The sequence below is a fragment of the Trinickia sp. genome (assembly GCF_035492435.1).
Taxonomy (GTDB): Bacteria; Pseudomonadota; Gammaproteobacteria; order Burkholderiales; family Burkholderiaceae; genus Trinickia.
Genome location: NZ_DATJJF010000041.1, coordinates 1 through 17,594, shown reverse-complemented (window position 1 = coordinate 17,594; position 17,594 = coordinate 1). Strand labels below are relative to the sequence as shown.

At 59.0% G+C, this 17,594-nt stretch carries 19 protein-coding genes; 7 read left to right on the top strand and 12 right to left on the bottom strand.

The genetic code is table 11. The annotated features are described in order from the left end of the window. Positions 1-100 precede the first annotated feature (100 nt). The 3 genes from VL598_RS03535 to VL598_RS03525 all read right to left on the bottom strand — a co-directional run bounded on the left by VL598_RS03535 (position 101) and on the right by VL598_RS03525 (position 2,538). Positions 101-1,510 carry an ATP-binding protein gene (locus tag VL598_RS03535; RefSeq protein ID WP_325325318.1) on the bottom strand — a complete coding sequence of 470 codons (1,410 nt, stop codon included), beginning with the start codon at positions 1,508-1,510 and terminating at the stop codon, positions 101-103. Positions 1,511-1,597: 87 nt separating this feature from the next. Beyond that, the gene (locus VL598_RS03530; protein ID WP_325325317.1) at positions 1,598-2,146 is read right to left on the bottom strand and encodes an A24 family peptidase; all 549 of its coding nucleotides are present in this window, start codon (positions 2,144-2,146) and stop codon (positions 1,598-1,600) included. Between the two features lie 203 nt (positions 2,147-2,349). Continuing rightward, positions 2,350-2,538, bottom strand: coding sequence for a Flp family type IVb pilin (locus tag VL598_RS03525; RefSeq protein ID WP_325325316.1), 189 nt, complete (start codon positions 2,536-2,538; stop codon positions 2,350-2,352). Positions 2,539-2,692: 154 nt separating this feature from the next. Between VL598_RS03525 and VL598_RS03520 the strand changes: the two genes are divergently transcribed. From VL598_RS03520 to VL598_RS03505, 4 genes are all read left to right on the top strand, one after another. Beyond that, on the top strand, positions 2,693-2,869 hold the full coding sequence (locus tag VL598_RS03520; RefSeq protein WP_325325315.1) for a hypothetical protein: 177 nt from the start codon (positions 2,693-2,695) through the stop codon (positions 2,867-2,869). 977 nt (positions 2,870-3,846) lie between these two features. Continuing rightward, positions 3,847-5,286, top strand: coding sequence for a sigma-54 dependent transcriptional regulator (locus tag VL598_RS03515; protein WP_325325314.1), 1,440 nt, complete (start codon positions 3,847-3,849; stop codon positions 5,284-5,286). 448 nt (positions 5,287-5,734) lie between these two features. Beyond that, on the top strand, positions 5,735-6,007 hold the full coding sequence (locus tag VL598_RS03510) for a hypothetical protein (protein WP_325325313.1): 273 nt from the start codon (positions 5,735-5,737) through the stop codon (positions 6,005-6,007). A gap of 318 nt (positions 6,008-6,325) precedes the next feature. Then, positions 6,326-7,822, top strand: a complete 1,497-nt coding sequence (locus tag VL598_RS03505) for an aldehyde dehydrogenase family protein (protein ID WP_325325321.1) — start codon at positions 6,326-6,328, stop codon at positions 7,820-7,822. A gap of 52 nt (positions 7,823-7,874) precedes the next feature. Here VL598_RS03505 and VL598_RS03500 read toward each other — a convergent pair whose 3' ends face one another. From VL598_RS03500 to VL598_RS03490, 3 genes are all read right to left on the bottom strand, one after another. Further along, positions 7,875-8,738, bottom strand: coding sequence for a helix-turn-helix domain-containing protein (locus VL598_RS03500; RefSeq protein WP_325325312.1), 864 nt, complete (start codon positions 8,736-8,738; stop codon positions 7,875-7,877). Positions 8,739-9,147: 409 nt separating this feature from the next. Continuing rightward, positions 9,148-10,233, bottom strand: a complete 1,086-nt coding sequence (locus VL598_RS03495; RefSeq protein WP_325325311.1) for an ionic transporter y4hA — start codon at positions 10,231-10,233, stop codon at positions 9,148-9,150. 271 nt (positions 10,234-10,504) lie between these two features. Further along, positions 10,505-11,095, bottom strand: coding sequence for an acyl-homoserine-lactone synthase (locus VL598_RS03490; protein ID WP_325325310.1), 591 nt, complete (start codon positions 11,093-11,095; stop codon positions 10,505-10,507). Between the two features lie 146 nt (positions 11,096-11,241). On the opposite strand from VL598_RS03490, the gene VL598_RS03485 reads away from it, so the two are divergent. Further along, positions 11,242-11,577, top strand: coding sequence for a helix-turn-helix domain-containing protein (locus VL598_RS03485; RefSeq protein WP_414718646.1), 336 nt, complete (start codon positions 11,242-11,244; stop codon positions 11,575-11,577). Here the strand turns inward: VL598_RS03485 and VL598_RS03480 are convergent. Then, on the bottom strand, positions 11,540-12,268 hold the full coding sequence (locus tag VL598_RS03480) for a LuxR family transcriptional regulator (protein ID WP_325325319.1): 729 nt from the start codon (positions 12,266-12,268) through the stop codon (positions 11,540-11,542). The genes VL598_RS03485 and VL598_RS03480 overlap by 38 nt on opposite strands. A 566-nt stretch (positions 12,269-12,834) precedes the next feature. After that, entirely contained in the window at positions 12,835-13,299 is a 465-nt protein-coding gene (locus VL598_RS03475; RefSeq protein WP_325325309.1) for a CBS domain-containing protein, read from the bottom strand. Between the two features lie 180 nt (positions 13,300-13,479). On the opposite strand from VL598_RS03475, the gene ribA reads away from it, so the two are divergent. After that, positions 13,480-14,127 carry a GTP cyclohydrolase II gene (ribA, locus tag VL598_RS03470; protein WP_325325308.1) on the top strand — a complete coding sequence of 216 codons (648 nt, stop codon included), beginning with the start codon at positions 13,480-13,482 and terminating at the stop codon, positions 14,125-14,127. Here the strand turns inward: ribA and VL598_RS03465 are convergent. From VL598_RS03465 to VL598_RS03455, 3 genes are all read right to left on the bottom strand, one after another. Further along, entirely contained in the window at positions 14,106-14,666 is a 561-nt protein-coding gene (locus tag VL598_RS03465) for a hypothetical protein (protein ID WP_325325307.1), read from the bottom strand. The two genes, ribA and VL598_RS03465, sit on opposite strands and share 22 nt — an antisense overlap. A gap of 368 nt (positions 14,667-15,034) precedes the next feature. Further along, a complete protein-coding gene (locus VL598_RS03460) occupies positions 15,035-15,631 on the bottom strand; it encodes an acyl-homoserine-lactone synthase (RefSeq protein WP_325325306.1) in 597 nt (198 codons plus the stop codon). 255 nt (positions 15,632-15,886) lie between these two features. After that, positions 15,887-16,330, bottom strand: coding sequence for a DUF4902 domain-containing protein (locus tag VL598_RS03455; protein ID WP_325325305.1), 444 nt, complete (start codon positions 16,328-16,330; stop codon positions 15,887-15,889). A gap of 86 nt (positions 16,331-16,416) precedes the next feature. Between VL598_RS03455 and VL598_RS03450 the strand changes: the two genes are divergently transcribed. Beyond that, positions 16,417-17,136, top strand: a complete 720-nt coding sequence (locus VL598_RS03450; RefSeq protein ID WP_325325304.1) for an autoinducer binding domain-containing protein — start codon at positions 16,417-16,419, stop codon at positions 17,134-17,136. A 54-nt stretch (positions 17,137-17,190) separates the two neighbouring features. On the opposite strand, the gene VL598_RS03445 is transcribed toward VL598_RS03450, so the two are convergent. Beyond that, positions 17,191-17,472 (bottom strand): hypothetical protein, encoded by a 282-nt coding sequence (locus tag VL598_RS03445; RefSeq protein WP_325325303.1) that lies wholly within the window; start codon positions 17,470-17,472, stop codon positions 17,191-17,193. Between the last annotated feature and the right edge of the window lie 122 nt (positions 17,473-17,594).

Genomic DNA, 17,594 nt, shown 5'->3' with positions numbered 1-17,594 from the left:
GTTATTCATATTAGGACTCCTAATCAAACGCGAAAATCGGCTTGCGGGTGGATGTGCCTGAATGCGTGATTACCGTACGTCTCGATGCGCTATCGAACGATCATCCAGACGCACACCGCTTGCCGGACTGCGTGCTGACATCGGGAGGCGGATGGCGAATGTCTGCGCCGACAGCCGCGCCGAAATAGCTGCCCCACGCCTCACTCAGCGCGCTCGAAGTGACTTCGCGGGGAGAGGCACGATAGTCGGCCGAGGCGGCGACAAGCTCGAGCAGGTCTCGCGGATAGCAGGCGAGAAATGGCCTTCCGCTCGCCCTATGCAAGTGGTGCAAGAGGTAGTCGAATGCATCCGGCGTAGCGGTGAGCCCAAGCGATGTGCAAGCCGATTCGAAGACAGATCGATAGTCCACCAATGAAAGCGGGCCGACACGAAGTTTCGATCCAAGACGCCGCAGGAAAGCTTCGTCACCAATCGTTGCCGCGTCGAGGTTGGTGGAAAACACCGGCCAGACATCGAATGGAGACGAAAAACGCACGCCTGACTTCAGCGTGAAGACATCGATGCCGCGATCGAGCGGCATGATCCAACGGTTGAGCAGATCATGGGCGGCGACCCGTTGCCGCCCGAGATCGTCGACAACGTAAAGGCCCATATTCGCCTTCATATGCGGTGGTGCGTGGTAAAAGCCGGCGACAGCGTCGTAACGAACGTCGAGCCCTTCGAGCGTCAATTCTCCCCCCGAGAGCACAACGGGGCGTTGACAAATGCGCCAGCGCTTGTCGCCTATCGCGGAGCCCGCTGGCGGTGACGCATCGTGGTGAAGCAGCGGGTCATAGGTTTGCACGATCTCGCCGCGGACATACAACGCATACGGGATGGGTACGTCTCCACGCAACAGCCGGCCGAGTCGTTCGGCGAGAAAGGTCTTTCCGCTGCCAGCAGGGCCATGCAACATCACGGGGCGACCCGCGTTGAGAGACGCGGCGGCGGCGTCGAGGAGGGCTGCATCGATGTGCATGTCGCCGAACGCTGTGCGAACGTCCGAGAACGTAATCCGTTGGCGGTGCACGGAATGCTCGCGTACCGTGTCGAGATAGGACTCGTAAGGCACGGGTGCCGGGCCGCAATAGCTGCACCGTGCCAGTTCCTCTGAAGCCACAGTGCGTCCGGCGCTTGTCAGCTGTAAATCGACGTCGAGGTCGGTCGCACCACGCCGTGTAACTACCGCGAGATGCTCACGCACGAGGAAAGCGAGGACGTCTTCGAGCACGGTGACGGGAAGGCAATGACGTTGTACCAGATCGGCGAAGCTCGAATGGCCATTGAGCAGCGTCGATTTGAGCACGAGGTGGCCGACGAACACAGTTGGCAACCCCGTATCCTCCACGGTCCGGGGTGCACGCTGCGGGAGCCGGGTAGCCTCGGTGACGTGTTCACGCGTCGCGTTGACCGTCTCTGACAGATGTGCAATCCGTACGCCGGTGTTGCGATCTATGTTGTGCTCACTCATGTTCTCTCTCATCTTCGTCGAGGCACATCGGCGTCGGCTGACTCGGTACCTTAGACGGATTCATCATCAATGCCGTGTTCGATATGCTCACGCTGCTGATGCGAACAGAACCCCCAACGTTCCTATTGCAATGGATACGCCGTAAGGAATCGTGCCGACGGATACGAACTGTCTCCGCTCGACCTGCGCTGATATCCCACCGCGTCCCACGCACGAGATTCGGCTAACCAGATATCGCAAGTTTTTGTAAAGCTGTGTGGTACGACGATGCGAGAGGACGAAGCCGAGCGACCACGCACCACCCATAACAAACGCCGCGAGTGCGATGCAAAAAACCATGCCTGGGCCAACCCACGCGCCCACTGCGACCAGCAGCTTCACATCGCCTGCGGACATCGCTCGCATCAGGTAAAGCGGTATCAGCAGCGAGAAGCCGGTCATGGCCCCCGCAAGCCAGCCGCCGCTGCCAAGCAAGAGGCCATGCAGCCAGACTTGCACGGGAAAAGACACCATCAAGCTGAATGCGAGCACGGGGTTGGGAATGCGACGGCTAACGATGTCCGTGCTGGCGGTCACCACCGCGAGCACGGCCACGCAAAGCGGAATCGGATGAGGCGGCAGTGCGGGCAAGAGCATGATTGGCCCCGTTTTCGCGTTAGGCTGTAAAGGCTCACATATCAACGACGAGCAAGTCTTCGGCGATGTTGGATCGAGCCGTCGTCTTGCGCTCAGACCGTGGAAGCATCGATCGCCCCACGATCGAGGTTGGCGCGACACTGTGCCAAGGTGCCTCTGGCGCTGTGCCGCGCCCCTCGCGTGCGCTCGAGACGGGGCGTCTATCATCCCCCGTTGGCGGTCTGCAGCTTCGTGAGGATCGTGTTGAAAGCCGTGTTCAGGTTTGTGCCGATCAACGTAATGGTCGCGACACACACTACGGCGATGAGGGCAATCATGAGCCCATACTCGACCATCGTGGCGCCTTGCTCATCACGGAGAAAACGCTTAGCTTGAGTGACGATGTGCTTCATTTGATGTCTCCATTAGGACTACTAACGAAATGACCCTTCCGAACGGATCACGGTTTGGACAGCAAGTGCTACAGGGAAGCCGCAAAAAGGATCGGCAACGTGGATCAAAGTTCCTGCCGCCACCATCGGCCGCCGGGCGTGCCGGAGCAGACGCATGCGCGAAGGCGTGGTCCTCGACCGAGTAATTCACTTGTCGCTCGCCGAGCTCGCACGAAGCGTCTATGTGTCGAACGCACGCGAACTCGTTCCAAGCGATCGGTATTTGACGGGGGGTACGACATTCCGCGGCGATCTGCTCGGCTGCAGTTGTGTCGTCTCGATGCATTGTTGAGCATGCTTGCCCCCGTGCTTTTCGTGGTTACTACGGGCATCCGGTCGAGACCGGAGTCGTACGGCTAGTCGGCGGCGCTGCGGTCTCCCCGTATCGCTTGCCGCCGCTGTTCACAACGGCAAGCCCCGCAGCCCTCCCTCAGACAACGTTGTGAGCCATTTCAAGTTGGCTCGGATCGAGCTTGATTGATGGCCTCGTTCATTACGTCGCCGACTTCCGTGCGCACCGTCTTCGCAAGGGGTATGCCAGTCAGACGAAATGTCTTGAGTCGTAAGGATCCGACCAGAAGACCGTTAGAAGATCTGCCGCTGCGATGTCGGATGTGTCTCAGTGGCGTGACGCGTGGTGGCGACTCGAACACATGCGATGTATCGCGCGACGCTTTGCGGGCGGGGGCTTCATCCACATCGCACTGCGGTATACCCGCACTTCGCGCCACGGCGGCATTGAGCGAATAAATCGCTCGTCACCGCGCTTCTTTGGGATTAACTGTCTCAGTTCTGCTACGAGCTCCACGTTTCATTTGCCTAAAAGCTGTTGCCACGTCGGCAGGTTAGCCTTGGCGCGCTTTTCCGGATGTCGCAAAGGCTGCTGAATTGGGAAATTCGACTAAGTGCATGCGAGGGAACATGGGAGTTAAGTGTTTTTCTTATGGCAATTTGGCCCGCGCTCATGTAAGTTGATCTGCACGTATCTGAAAAAAGCGTAGCGGCCACTAGGCGACATGACGCGGCGCTCAGCGAGAGTGGGGGGGTATGCAAGCCGTCGGCAAGCGTTCCCGGAACGTAGTGGGAACGGTGGCTAAAAGCTCAAGAGACTGTTTGCGAACAATCGCTGATCTTTAGCTGTCGCTGGAGCGTAAGGCATGAGGCGTAGGCCGGGCGTGATTTGATTAAATTTGTGGTGAATTAATTCATACCGGTATGCGCTGTTTAAATTTGCGGTAAGGCAAGTGACGCATTGCTGCGGGGTATAACATGACCGAGTCGCTAAACTCATTGCGTGCCGAGCGCAACGTCCTGTTCGTGTCGCTCAAGCCCGAAACGCCGCGCGTGGAGAATTTGATTTCTGCGGGGTGGCACGTTGTCCAAGCGAGGTCACCGCAGCAGATCGATCGCCTGCTCGATCGCCACGCGATTCGCGTTGGTGTCGTCGAGCTGCCGCAGGGTTGCACCGAGCAGCAATTGGCGGAGCTGGAATCGTGCGTATCACATACAGACGCCACGTGGATCGCTCAGGTTCACCCTGGCCAAGCTGAGCAGCCGGCCATTCGGCGCTTCATTATCGACTACTGCTTCGATTTCGTGACGATGCCGTGTGTCGACGAGCGGCTCGCGATCGTCCTGGGTCATGCGCACGGGCTCTCGGTTCTAAGGGAGAGCGTCGAAGTGGCAGAACCGCCCCCGGGCTGCTACACCATGATTGGCAACAGCGAACCGATGAAGCGGCTGTATCGCGGCTTGGACAAATGCGCGCGAAACGATGCGCCCGTGTTTATTGCCGGCGAATCGGGCACTGGCAAGGAGCTCGCCGCGCGTGCGATCCACGACCGATCGTCGCGCGCTGGCCAGGCGTTCGTCGCGATCAACTGTGCGGCGATCCCACCCACGCTGCTTCAGTCGGAGCTCTTCGGTCACGAGCGCGGTGCCTTCACAGGGGCCTTGCAAAAGAAGGTGGGGCGCATTGAATCCGCCGCGGGGGGCACACTATTTCTCGACGAAATCGGCGACATGCCGCACGAATGTCAGGCCGTGCTGTTGCGTTTCCTTCAGGAAGGCACGATCGAGCGCCTCGGAGGAAACGGGCCAGTCAGGGTCGACGCGCGCATTGTATCGGCCACGCACGTGGACTTGCAGCAAGCGATCGAAGCCGGACGCTTCCGGGCAGACCTCTACCATCGGCTGTGTGTCTTGCGAATTGACCAGCCACCCTTGCGTGCGCGCGGTCAGGACATCAAGTTGCTGGCTTATCACGCGTTGCGCACACATAAGCACGACGGCAGGCGCAAGCTTCGCGGCTTCTCGAGCGAGGCGATCGCTTCAATGTTCAATTACTCGTGGCCGGGCAACGTCCGCGAGCTCATCAACTGCGTGAGGCGAGCGGTCGTGATGGCGGAGGGCCGGTTCATTTCCACCGCTGATCTAGGATTGCCGGAGACGGGGCCGAAGCCCGGACGTACACTCGCAGAAGCGCGGTGCGAGGCTGAGCGGGAGGCAGTGCGTGAGGCGCTCTCGCGGCACGCATACGGCCTGTCGGCAGCCGCGGCCGAACTCGGCATATCACGCGCCACCCTATATCGTTTGCTCAATTCCATTGGGCTGCGCTCGGAAGCGACAGTCATGCGTTCACTCGGTATGGTCGAAAACCCTGACGATGCCGACGATCCCGGAGACCCACCATCTCAGCAGGTCGCCTGATCATCGACGAGACGGGCCGGGCTTAAGCGGCCGGTCTGATCAAAACGATCGATTTCATGCTTACCTCAATATCCTAAAAATCGGGCGGACTTGTCTGACATACCGATGGTCTGCCTGCCAGGCTTGGAAAACGCGGGCGCAGTGCCTATCCTGAGCGTCGACGCATGTCATGCTGCGATTGTCGCCGTCATGCAACGCATGATCCATATGGAGGGATGCACTTATGGCGTGTGCCATCGATTCGGGCGTTATCTTTTTCGCGCGTATCGCATCCTCTGGGGCGGTGTCCCAAAGTGCTCGGCTATTTCGGTTTCGAGGCGCCTTCAGCGTTGACGCGGCGCGCGCGAAAGCGTCACCTGCTCTGAAACCGAAGGGCGACAACGCGCGCACGAACCTTGCTTGGTGTGTCTTTGCGCACTGAACGCTTGAGAGTACGGAGGACGTTGCAATGATCGAGAATTTCGAGCAAATGATCGATGGCCAGATAATGCGTTTTTGCGCGAGTCTCGGCGAGGGGGAGTCGACGCGTCGCGTTCTTATCAGCCGTGACGACTCGGCAGAAACGCTTGTGGTGTTCGATGCGGCCGGGCTCCTGGGCACGCTGAAAGCGGATATGGAGCCTCCCGAAAAGTTGATCGCCGACGCGATCCGCAAGGCACGCGAGGAAGGACTGATCGAGCGTGCGCTCGATACGGGCACGATCCAGAACGCTTCGCTTTGAGTCGCGGCATTCCTCCGCGTCATTCCTCATTAGGCGCTTCATCCATGTTTAAGCGACCTTGCACGAATCGAGCCTCTCAATGCACGGCCTTCCCGTGATAACGGCTGAATGGAATCACAACGCACGTCGTTCGCAATAACGCGCGTACGGTCGTGTGACAGCAGGCTCTTGAATAGAGCGCGGCCTCGACGAACGAGTCGAATAGCCGCTTGTCCATCCGTCCTTGACGTAACAATATCGGTTCGCGGCGCTCCGTCACGCGGCGGTCCACGTCTGCAACGACACTTCAAGGAGAATAAAGTGACAACGGTCAACGATATGCTAGCGGCGCTCGATGTCGATCTCTCCGCTTGGTCGGGCAACGCGCTTGTCGTGCGTTCGCCGTGCGATGGCCAGACGTTAGCCACACTTCGGGTCGATACGGCGGCGGATGTCGAACGTAAGATCGAAGCTGCGCATGCCGATTACTTGAAATGGCGTAGCGTGCCTGCGCCGCTGCGTGGCGAACTCGTGCGCATGTTTGGGAACGTCCTGCGCGACGAGAAGAACGTTCTCGGCCAGCTTGTCACGTTGGAAGCCGGCAAGATACGGTCTGAGGGCCTTGGCGAAGTGCAGGAAATGATCGACATCTGCGATTTCGCGGTCGGACTTTCGCGTCAGCTCCACGGGCTCACGATTGCATCGGAGCGGCCCGGTCACCGCATGATGGAAACATGGCATCCGCTCGGCGTATGTGGGGTGATCTCAGCCTTCAACTTTCCCGTGGCCGTCTGGGCCTGGAACGCGGCGTTGGCGCTCGTGTGCGGCGATTCAGTGGTGTGGAAACCGTCGGAGAAGACACCTCTGACGGCAATTGCCTGCCATGCGTTGCTCGCGCGCGCACTGCGCAAGTTCGACGAGTTGCATCCCGGCGTTGCACCCGGTGGCCTCTTGCAGTTGACGCTCGGCGGTCGCGAAGTAGGCGAAGCGCTCGTGCAGTCACCCAAGGTACCGCTCGTCAGCGCAACGGGCAGCGTACGAATGGGCAGGGAGGTTGCCCAGATGCTTGCCCGTCGTCTTGCGCGCAGCATCCTCGAACTGGGGGGCAATAACGGGATGCTCGTCGCGCCGAGCGCCGACCTCGATCTGGTCGTGCGCGCGGTCACGTTCGCAGCGGTCGGCACTGCAGGGCAGCGCTGCACGACGCTGCGTCGCCTTATCGTCCACCGATCGGTGGCTGATGCACTGCTGCCGCGGCTCGAGCGGGCCTTTGCCTCGGTCAAAGTGGGCGACCCGCTTGAAGCCGATACGCTGGTCGGCCCGCTCATCGACCGTGCCGCGTTCGACGCCATGCAGCAGGCGTTGGCCACTGCGCGCGCGGACGGTGGACAAGTGACGGGTGGGGAGCGCGTCGATGTGGGCCACGACAGCGCCTATTACGTACGTCCCGCGCTCGTACACATGACGGCACAAACGGCGATCGTCGAGCGCGAGACGTTCGCACCGATCCTATATGTGCTGCTTTATGACGACTTCGATGAAGCGATCGCACTACACAACGCAGTGCCACAGGGGTTGTCGTCCGCCATCTTTACCAACGACATTCGTGAAGCAGAACGATTCATGTCTTCAACAGGCAGCGACTGTGGGATAGCAAATGTGAACATTGGAACCAGCGGCGCCGAGATCGGCGGCGCATTCGGCGGTGAAAAGGAAACCGGTGGCGGCCGTGAATCGGGCTCGGATGCGTGGAAGAACTACATGCGGCGTGCCACGAACACCGTCAATTTCAGCCGTGACCTACCACTCGCGCAGGGCGTGAAATTTGACATCTGAAACTCGGCGAAAAACAGTGACGGCCTGACGTGCCGTGCCGGTGGCTAGCACGTCAGGCGAGACCGAGCCGCTTCGAAAGATCGGCTGTGAGGATCGCGAGTCGCGCGGGCTTTTCGTAGCAGGAAACATCGAGGCGGAGAATGACGTCGCTAATCTCCGATTCGCTCGCCTTGCCCGTCAGCAACTCGCCGGTCAGCAAAAATACCGGTGCGTCGGGCTTGGGCGAGCGACGGACTGCTTCGATCGCCGCCGCCGCAGTGTGTTCGCCGAACAGCCAGTCCGTGATGACCGCATCAAATGTTTGCGAACGCATGGCGTCCTCGAACGTGCGAAGCGTGTCGTGCACCACCGCGCTGAAGCCGCTTTGTTCGAGATAATGGCGAAGTGCTTCCGTGGCCGTACGGTCGCTGTCCACGATGGCGACGACCGGCCGCCGGTGCTGCTGCGGCTGGGGTCGTATTTCGATCTTGAGCACTTCGCACGAGTCGGGCGTGGGAACGGGGGCACCGCTTTCCAGGCGTACGACATGCCACTCATTGCGCCGGGGATAGGCGACGAACTCGGCATACCGATGCGCGTTGACCGGCTCGCCGATCCAGGCGACGCAAGGCCATTGTAAGGCTCCGACGCACAGCAGTGCTTCCCGTGCGGTTGCATACGCAACGCCTAGATCGTCCGGCATCACGCCGATCAATTGTGCGGCGGGCTCATTAAAAGCCGCGGCAACCCTTTGAATCTGGGCAAGTGTCCAGGGGCTGCTGCCGCGCAGTTTGCGGTGCCCTTGCGAGAAGCTCAGCTCGAGGATGTTGCAAAGCTCAGTTGTTTGCTGCCGCTTGGCAATACCATGCCGGCTCATCAATGCGCGCACGCGCTCTGCAACAGCGGGCGAGTCCATAGAAGTGGCGTCGTGTGTCATGCTGCTAAGGACGCTTCATCGTCCGGTGGAGCGATAACGAAACAACCGCAGCCAAGTCGCTCGGAAGCTGGCGTGGCGGCGGAACATGCGAGGAAGCGCGGCGTATTCTAACCGGGCTGCGGTACCGCGCTGCCCGCGAGATGTATCTGATCGTTACTGCAAATCGTGTGGGCGTTGACGCCCATTTCGAATCCGATCGCCGTTTTTCCTCGTCAAGTGCACGAAAGCCGTTCACAACGGGTAGTTCATCTTGAGCGCGAAAGCGGCGATGTCGTTCGATGCCTGATACATCCGTATACATGTATAGCTTGCGATACTGCGCTAGAGCAAAAGAGAACCGCTTTCGCCTTCAGCGCTCGAGCACAGAGACAAGAACCGTGCGGTGTGCAAACGTTGCCTCGATCCGGCGTCATTGCGTGGTGGACAGGAAGAGGTAGGCTACAAAAACCGATAGATGCACTGTGCCCTGCAGAATAGTCGTGCGGCCCGTAGCCAGCGTAAGCGTACTGACGATCAGCGTCAACGCGAGTAGCACGGTCTCCATCCCGCCGATGCCAAGTGCGAGCGGGCGGCCTGTCCAGAGAAACACCACGGCGACGGTCGGAATTGTCAGGCCAATGCTGGCAAGAGCGGAGCCCAGAGCCAGATTCAGACTCGTTTGCAAGCGGTTGGCATGTGCGGCCCTGGCTGCAGCCAGGCCTTCGGGCAATAGGACGAGAGCTGCGATGACGATGCCTACGACAGCCTGGGGTGCCCCTGCGCCGGCGACCGCACGTTCGACAGCAGGCGAAAGGCGTTTCGCGAGCAGAACGACGGCGATGAGAGAAAGCGCTAATACAATGCCGCTCACAAGCGCAACTCGCGTGGTGGGCGGTGCGGCATGTACGGATTCGTCCCCGTTGGAATCGCCCGCTAGAAAGTAGTCTCGATGTCTAATCGTCTGGACAAAGACAAACACCCCGTAAAGCACGAGCGAGGACACGCCGGCAAACGCAAGCTGTGCCCGGGAAAGAGCGGGGCCCGGCACGGCAACGAGGTAATTGGGCATGACAAGCGTCAGAACCGAAAGCGCCGCGAGCACGGAGAGCGCGGTGTTTGCGCCGCGGATGCGAAAATCCTGCTCGCCGTGGCGCAGCCCGCCCATGAGCAGGCACAGGCCGACGATGCCGTTGCAAACAATCATGATGGCGGCAAAGACGGTATCGCGCGCAAGTTCCCATTTCTCGGGCCCTCCCGACAGCATCACCGAGACGATCAGCGCGACCTCGATGATCGTGACGGCGACGGCAAGCAAGAGCGTGCCGAACGGCTCCCCGACACGGTGCGCGACCACTTCGGCGTGGTGGACGGCGGCAAACACAGTGGCCGCTAGCGCAATGCCTACCAGGGCCAAGAAAAATACATGTTCGCCGGCAAAGGGCGCAACGGCCAAAACCAGCCACGCGGCGAGCGGCGCCAGGAATGTCCAGCGGAGCAACGGATGAGGCGGATGCATCGATTCTTTTTCCTTTGGGACGGTTGGGCCAAAGTGCCGAAACGAAGCCGACAACGTGCATGTGCATCAAAGCGTACGATGCCAGACACGCACGCATTGACGCAATCACTCCTCGCTCGTCGTCGTTCTAAGGCGAACATCCCGCGTCGGTACGCTTTTACCCGAAAGGTAACAAGTAAGCGCCCTTGACGATCAGAAAAAGGAGAGAAATCTGCATGGCCACTGTCATCCCGTGCTGTGGCAGCCACGATGAATCTCAAGCGCGTCTCACTCACACTGCTTCGACGAGTTGCACGGAAAGGGCCCGACGAGTTTGCTCGCCCAACTCGATCGTGAGGGCGATGGCATTTTCGACGCCGATGCGCATCGGTGGGCCGAATCTGCGGGTCTGGATGCCTGCCTTTTTGAGCATGCGTTCGATGGCAATCGTTGTCACAGTCACATAATTCTTGATGACCATCCGGTCTGCAAACTTCACCGCTTCACGCATCGTGTCGAGCGCGAGTTCGGCGAATCCGAACCCGCACTTATCCGGCGACACCATGGCAAACCGGCTCAGTTCCCACACGTCCGGTGCTACGGGCGCCCGTTGACCATGAAGCAGTTGTGCAAAGGTGTCGCGCAGCATGTACGGCCCTGTCGTCGGCATGAGACGCCAGCAGCCGCATAGCGAATCGTCCTCATCGTGAACCAGCATATAGTGCGGCGTAAGCGCGTCGTACCCGTCGATCTCCATGCCGGAGAGAATGGCGACTTCCCATCCCATCCGTTCGCCAAACACCTTGGCGCGTAGTCGATACATTTCAGCCAATGCTTCCACGTCAAAATCGCGTTGGCTGCCGATCGTGATTTTGGGCTGCATTTCATCCTCCATGGGTTATGGACTACCTGACATGCATAGACCATATGCAGTTCGCTTGTGGCGCGTAACTGTCAAGCAAGATAGGTACAAATAAATGCCGACACTTGGGATGATTCGCGTACCCAGAACAGAAAGAGGTGAAATAAATGTCAACAATCGACGTTTGCGAAATTGAATCAAGTCATGCGGAATCCGCGTCCCGCGAGGACGTTAATATCGATAACGCGTTTGTTCAGGCTTATCGGCGAAGAATCAAAGAGAGTCAAAAAATCTTCTGGTCTCGTTTTGGTGTCACACAATCGCGCGGGAGCCGCTTCGAATTGGGTGCCACCATCCCGAGGCCTGTAATGCTACTGTTGAGACTTTACTTTTCAGGCTTAATCACCGACGAGGATCTAGCCAGCGTCAAGCAAAAGTGTGTGTCAGTTCATCGGCCGGCACCTTTCAATCCAGATCGATTAAACCCATACGGGTCGCTTTGACGGCTGCAGCGCTTCGCGAGCTGACGCCGAACTTGTTGCGGATATTCGCCATATGAAAGTTCACGGTTGCTTCCGAGCAGCCGAAGATCCGGGCAATTTCCCAGGTCGATTTTCCTTGGGCGGTCCACTTCAGGCATTCATGCTCGCGCGGCGTAAGTTTGGGTACCAGCGTTTCGGTGTGAGGCGTCAGGAAGCGCTGCCCTGCGTCAAAAGCCGCGTCGCGCAGCAGCGTCAGCATCGGCAAATGACGCCGAACCTGTTTGTCGAGCTCGCGGCGCGATTGCTCGCCGCAGACGAGCGATAGTATGCCGACTTCCTGCCTAGGCCCGTGAATCGGCAACGAGACGCCCGAGTAAAGTCCGTGCGTGCGCGCTTGCTCATACATGCGCTGTTGGCTTTCGTCCGCAAACACGGAAGCGGACCAGACGAGCGGGGAGGCGTGCTGCAAGCAATGCAAAACGGTAGGATCGATGCGCGCGAACGCTTGCGCCTCGTAGGTCTCACGCCAGCACGCATCAAAATTGCTGCGCAGGTAGGCGTCGGTAAAGCGCATGCCGCGTCGAGGGATGACGGCAAAGAGTGCCTGGTCGAAACCACATCGGCGCCCCAACAGACAAAGCGCGCGAAACCAGGAGTTTTCGTCGGTTGCATTCCATAGAGATGAAACGGGTTCAATGAGTAGACGCGACATAAGTCCTCGCAGGTCGAAATGGCCGAGCTTGAAATCCGAATCGACGTTCTGTTCAAGCACACCTCCGAGGGAGACATCGTTCAAGCCGTTGTTGTTTGAAAAGGTGGCCCGACGGCTCTGTCTGGTGTGCTGTTGATCGCAATGATGCCATCGATGCGATTCCTATCTATATGCCATGCGATCGGATTCGTATCAAAAATGCCGATTCCGAGTAGAGCCTCTGGCTAGGTGTGGTTGGAATCGATTACAGGTGTTCGATTTTTGATGGGTGCTGCTACGCAGAAAAAAATTTCTCAATAAAGAGATTAAAAATCGAGGTAAATTGGAATTTTTATCTGGTTGCGGTAAAAGCGCGGTCGAAGTGCGAGCGCGGGCTAAACCATCACGCGTTTCGACTTGAACGGTGCACGGCGCCGCGACGTCTTACCCAGTTGAGGATGACAGAAGATTATTGAGCGCTGTACTAACGCCCATCTTGTCGCTCAGGGCGACGACGGCTGGGCGCATTTCACAAGAGGCAGAGGTCTACGCCTAGAATAGTGCGCAAGGCAGGCAGGAAAAAGGCTTCACGTGTGTGCCCCCGTGATGTAATGCTCGAGCTGCTGAATGGTAAATTGCTGCTCGGAAATAATCGACTTGACCAAGTCCCCGATCGATACGATGCCCATCAGGCGATTGTTATCGATGACGGGCAGATGGCGCATTCGGTGTTCTGTCATCACTCCCATGCACGCTTCGACGGTATCGTTGAGTCGTACGTAGCGAACATTGGCCGTCATGATGTCTCGCACGGGTGTCGTTTTCGAGGCGCGATCCATGAGGACGATCTTGCGCGCGTAATCGCGTTCGGTAATGATGCCAACGATGCTGTGTTCGATGCCCTCCGTCACGATCAGCGCGCCGATCTGAAACGTAGACATCATCTTGACGGCTTCGAATACCGACGCGTCGGCATCAATCGTGACTACGCGCAGGTCGCGATCCTGGTGGGATTCCGACTTTGACTTGAGAATCTGTGCAACGCTCGGCATAGTTTTGTCTCCCCCTCATTGTTGTGAGCACGCAGACAGCATTGTTCCAGTATAGGCTGTTCGTGCAGCGCCGTGCAGTGCCACGCCGGAGACGGGCCGGGCGGCTCTGCCCCGAATAGCGGTACACTTCCGACTACGCGTCGGCTGCGACGCGTGGAAAACCTGCTTCCAGCGAGAGTTATGCCCACGCTTTCCATACCCCAATCGATGGACGATGACCGAGCCGCGGAATGCGTTACGCTCGTCGCTACGGCATCGCTTCCGACCCGCTACGGGACGTTCCAGTCGTACGCATTTCGCGTCGCAGCCGGCGACGCCGAACACCTTGCGCTCGTAATGGGCGACGTGAGCAATCAGGATTCGGTACTGACGCGCTTGCATTCCGAGTGCCTCACAGGCGATGTCCTGGGTTCGTACCGCTGTGACTGCGGCGAACAACTCGACCTCGCGCTGCGCTATATCGCGGCCGAGGGACGCGGCGTGCTGCTTTATTTGCGTGGGCATGAGGGGCGCGGCATCGGCCTGTCCAACAAGATTCGCGCTTACGCATTGCAGGAACAGGGTTACGACACGGTCGAGGCAAATCTCGAGCTGGGCTTGCCGGACGATGCGCGAGAGTACGATTCAGCGGCCGCTATTCTGCGCGTGCTGAAGGTCACTTCAGTCAAGCTGATGAGCAACAACCCGAAGAAATTCGACACCCTCGCGAAGCACGGCATTCCGGTATGCGAGCGTGTAGCGCTCGCCGTCCCTATGCGCGACGAAAACGAACGTTACATTCGCACAAAGCAAACGAAGTTTGGGCATTACTTCGAGGAAAACGAGTAACACCGAGGCTTCGCGGAGCTCCAGCACTGAGGCTCGTTCGGTAGTCGAACAATGCGCTCTCCATCAGCGGCCAGCTCGTGCTGAAGTAGTATGCCGAAGAGCCGTTCCATGTCCGCCGCGATGGCGTTACATATTTCCTCAGTGCCGTGTTGAACGGCATGGCTGCCGCGCCGATAGCTGAAGACCACTCTGACGTCGGTGACGCGGCGGTAGCGGCGCATGTCCCGCAGCTCGGTGGGCCAGGATGCAGCGCGCCCATAGGCGGCGATTTCTGCGAAATGGCACTCGAGCCACTCGGAGAAAAACAGCGCTTCGCTCGAATCGGCGAACCTGAATACCGCCTCGCAGCCGAGGCCATAGCTCAGGACCCCGGAATCGCACGTGACGAGAGAGCCGTCGAGCAAGCTGGTTTCGGATGCGGCCAGCTCTTCACTTACCGTGGCCGTGACTGGTACGTCCGCAGCACCGCGATAAAGATGCCGACTGGCGTACAGAGCCTGCCACAACGAAAGATTATCGTCGGGGCGTGATGGCTGCATCGTCAGTTCCAGAGCGTGTCCGCAGGGCCGCGCGATCCCTCGGGCGACAAGGCGGAGTTCGCAAAGCGTCGCAGTGCCAGAGACGATACGAGCTGGACGCGGCAGCGAGAGTGGAGGGGGCATTGCATCATCGGCAATACGCGCGGTAAGACCGGCTCGATCAAGGCGAACGACGGCCATCCGCAGAGTAGGCGCGGGGTACTCGACACAAATGGGCATGTACGCGGCGAGGTTCGATTTCCCAGCGGCGATGCTCAGGGTGCGAGGGGCTTGCACAATGACTCTCCTTCGACAGCATGACGGGTCGCCGCACTTCGTGAAATCCTGAAACGTATGCGCACGTTCTTCCTGGTCACCGTAACCTTGTTTCAGAGGCGCTCTGCCAGCGTTGGATCGAGCCCCAGTGCCGTAAGGGTCTGGCAATCGATATCGATCCAGCAGGCGACGACCATACGATCGTCAATGCGCTGAGCGGGCCCCGCCCGGTGCGCGTGGACGCCGATACGCCGGAAAAGGCGCTCCATGCTAAGAAAGGTCACACCGATCAGTTGTTTGGCGCCGAGCTTGGCGGCGCATTCCACAACCGAGGCCAGCATCGGCCGCACAGCCCATGAGGCGCTCTCGTCGACGAACTCACCGGTGCTCGCGGCAAAACGCGACAGTTCCCAGACGTCCTGTGACTCGGGCGCAGGCATGTCCGCAGCCAACAGAAACGGGAAGATCTCTCGCAACAAGTACGGACGAGTCGTGGGCAAGAGCCGCGCACACCCACAAATCGCACCCGAGTCATCTCGCGCAACGACGTAAATGGTGTCTTGCCGGTCGTACTGATCGCGTTCAAAGCCGCTTTGGGTACACGGCAAATCCCAACCAAGCTGTTCGACAAACACCTGATGCCTGTATTGCGCCAGGGAGGCGTCGAGGTCGTCGGTTAGACGTCCTTCGACGTGGACAGAAGTCCGCATGGAGTCCTCGTTTCTTTCTTTCGGGTGAGCGCATTACAGCGCGCACCCCGAGGTGCGGTAACTGTCAACGTTGACAGGTTTTGAGAGGCGAGCGAATCACGCGTAAGGGGCCGACACCGCCACTACGCAAATTGAAGTGATTGGTTTTCCAATATTGAAATAATTGGCCGCTTTGCTTATAAAGGAGTCCTGTGAGGAATGAGCGGACAGACTGCGAAAGCGGCAGAAGGGTTTGGTAGCTTGCGTGTCATCGGGTTATTGCAGCGTGCGGCGCTGGATGACGAAGGCCGAGGTGGCGGTCGACACGGCACTCGCTACGGCGGTTGGCCAGTTCAGAGCGGCGACGCGGCGCAGCAGTAGTTGCACCGTGCCCTGCATTCCGATATCGGTGCCGTCGTCGTTGATGCACATGACGTTGCTGCGCACGTCGCCCCAGGCGATGAGCAGCGCACCCGATGCGCGGTCCAGATACCAATCCCAGCCGACGGTGACGTAAGCGCTTCCGGGCAGCTGTGTCCGTTGCCATTCGGTGTATCCGGCGCTGACGGCGTCGACATGGTCAGCCCGCAATTCCTCGAGCAAGCCCTCGTCAAGACCAGAGTCGATGTGAACGAGGTGTAGTTGGGCAAGTGCCCGCTCGGGAAGGCGAACGTAGCCGTCCCGCGAGGGGCTGTCGAGTGATGCGAAGGAATATCTCATGCGTGGACTGTAGCAGTCCTCGTCCAACGTGATACCTGCTAACAATGACAGCCTTGTATGGATGCAGTTGTTGCGGCGGGGATCACATGAAGCAGTTAGGCTGGCATGACAGCTACCAGAAGTTGCGCGAGGCAAAGAGTGAACATCAGCTTTTTGAAAGAGTTGCCGATGTCGCGAAACAATTAGGGTTCGAGTACTGCTGTTACGGCGTTCGAGTCCCACTGCCGGTCTCGAACCCCGGTGTGGCGATCTTCGATACCTACCCGGAAGGGTGGATGAAGCATTATCAAGAAAGCCGTTTTATCGATGTCGATCCGACAGTGCGCGAGGGCATGAACAGCAGCGGGCTCATCATTTGGCCCGAAGCAACTGCGAACGCTCCGCAGTTATGGGCCGACGCGCGCGAGTTCGGGCTGCGCGTTGGGGTCGCTCACTCGAGCTGGGCCGCGCACGGCGTCTACGGGCTGCTGACGTTGGCGCGTTCCGCAGAGTCGCTCACCCAATCCGAAACCGACATGCTGACGGTTCAGGCAAGCTGGCTTGCCAATCTGTCGCATGCGCTGATGAGCGAATGGCTCGTGCCCAAGCTGGCGCCTGAAGCGCGCGTTGAACTCACTCCACGCGAATGCGAGGTGCTTTGCTGGACAGGGGAGGGTAAAACGGCCTGCGAAATCGGGCAGATCCTGAACATTTCAGAGCGGACGGTTAACTTCCATGTCAATAACGTCCTTCTGAAACTCAATGCGACAAATAAGGTTCAGGCCGTGGTTAAAGCAATCGCATTGGGTTTGATTACCTCTGGCTGACCAATAGTGCCCTCGCGCGAGTTGAGGCATAGTGACAAATGCGCAGCCGCAGCTTCAGGCAGACCGCGCGCTGGCTCCATTGCACCCGAGGCCCCGCAAGATGGCAGTGCCTTGCGGCGTTAGCTGAAATCTAGGCGCGCCGCTTTCCGTGCTGATCTGCTCAACGAGCCCCGCTTCCTGAAGCATCGGGATCTCGGGCTTGGCGGAAAGCTCCACTGGCGAATAGAGCAATACCAGTAGCGTCGCAATTTCGTGATGACTGAGAATGCGCTGCAGCATCGTGCGCGGACGATGTTGAACGGCTGCCGACATGGCTTGGTCTTGCAGGGTCGTCATGGGCTCGGGCTCTATCTCAAAATTTAGCCCAGATGGTGCGCAAGCCGCCTTAAGCGATTCTTAAACCGCGCGGCGCGCATTGCAACCAAGCGTTACGAGCGTGGTCATTGCTGCCCCGGAAT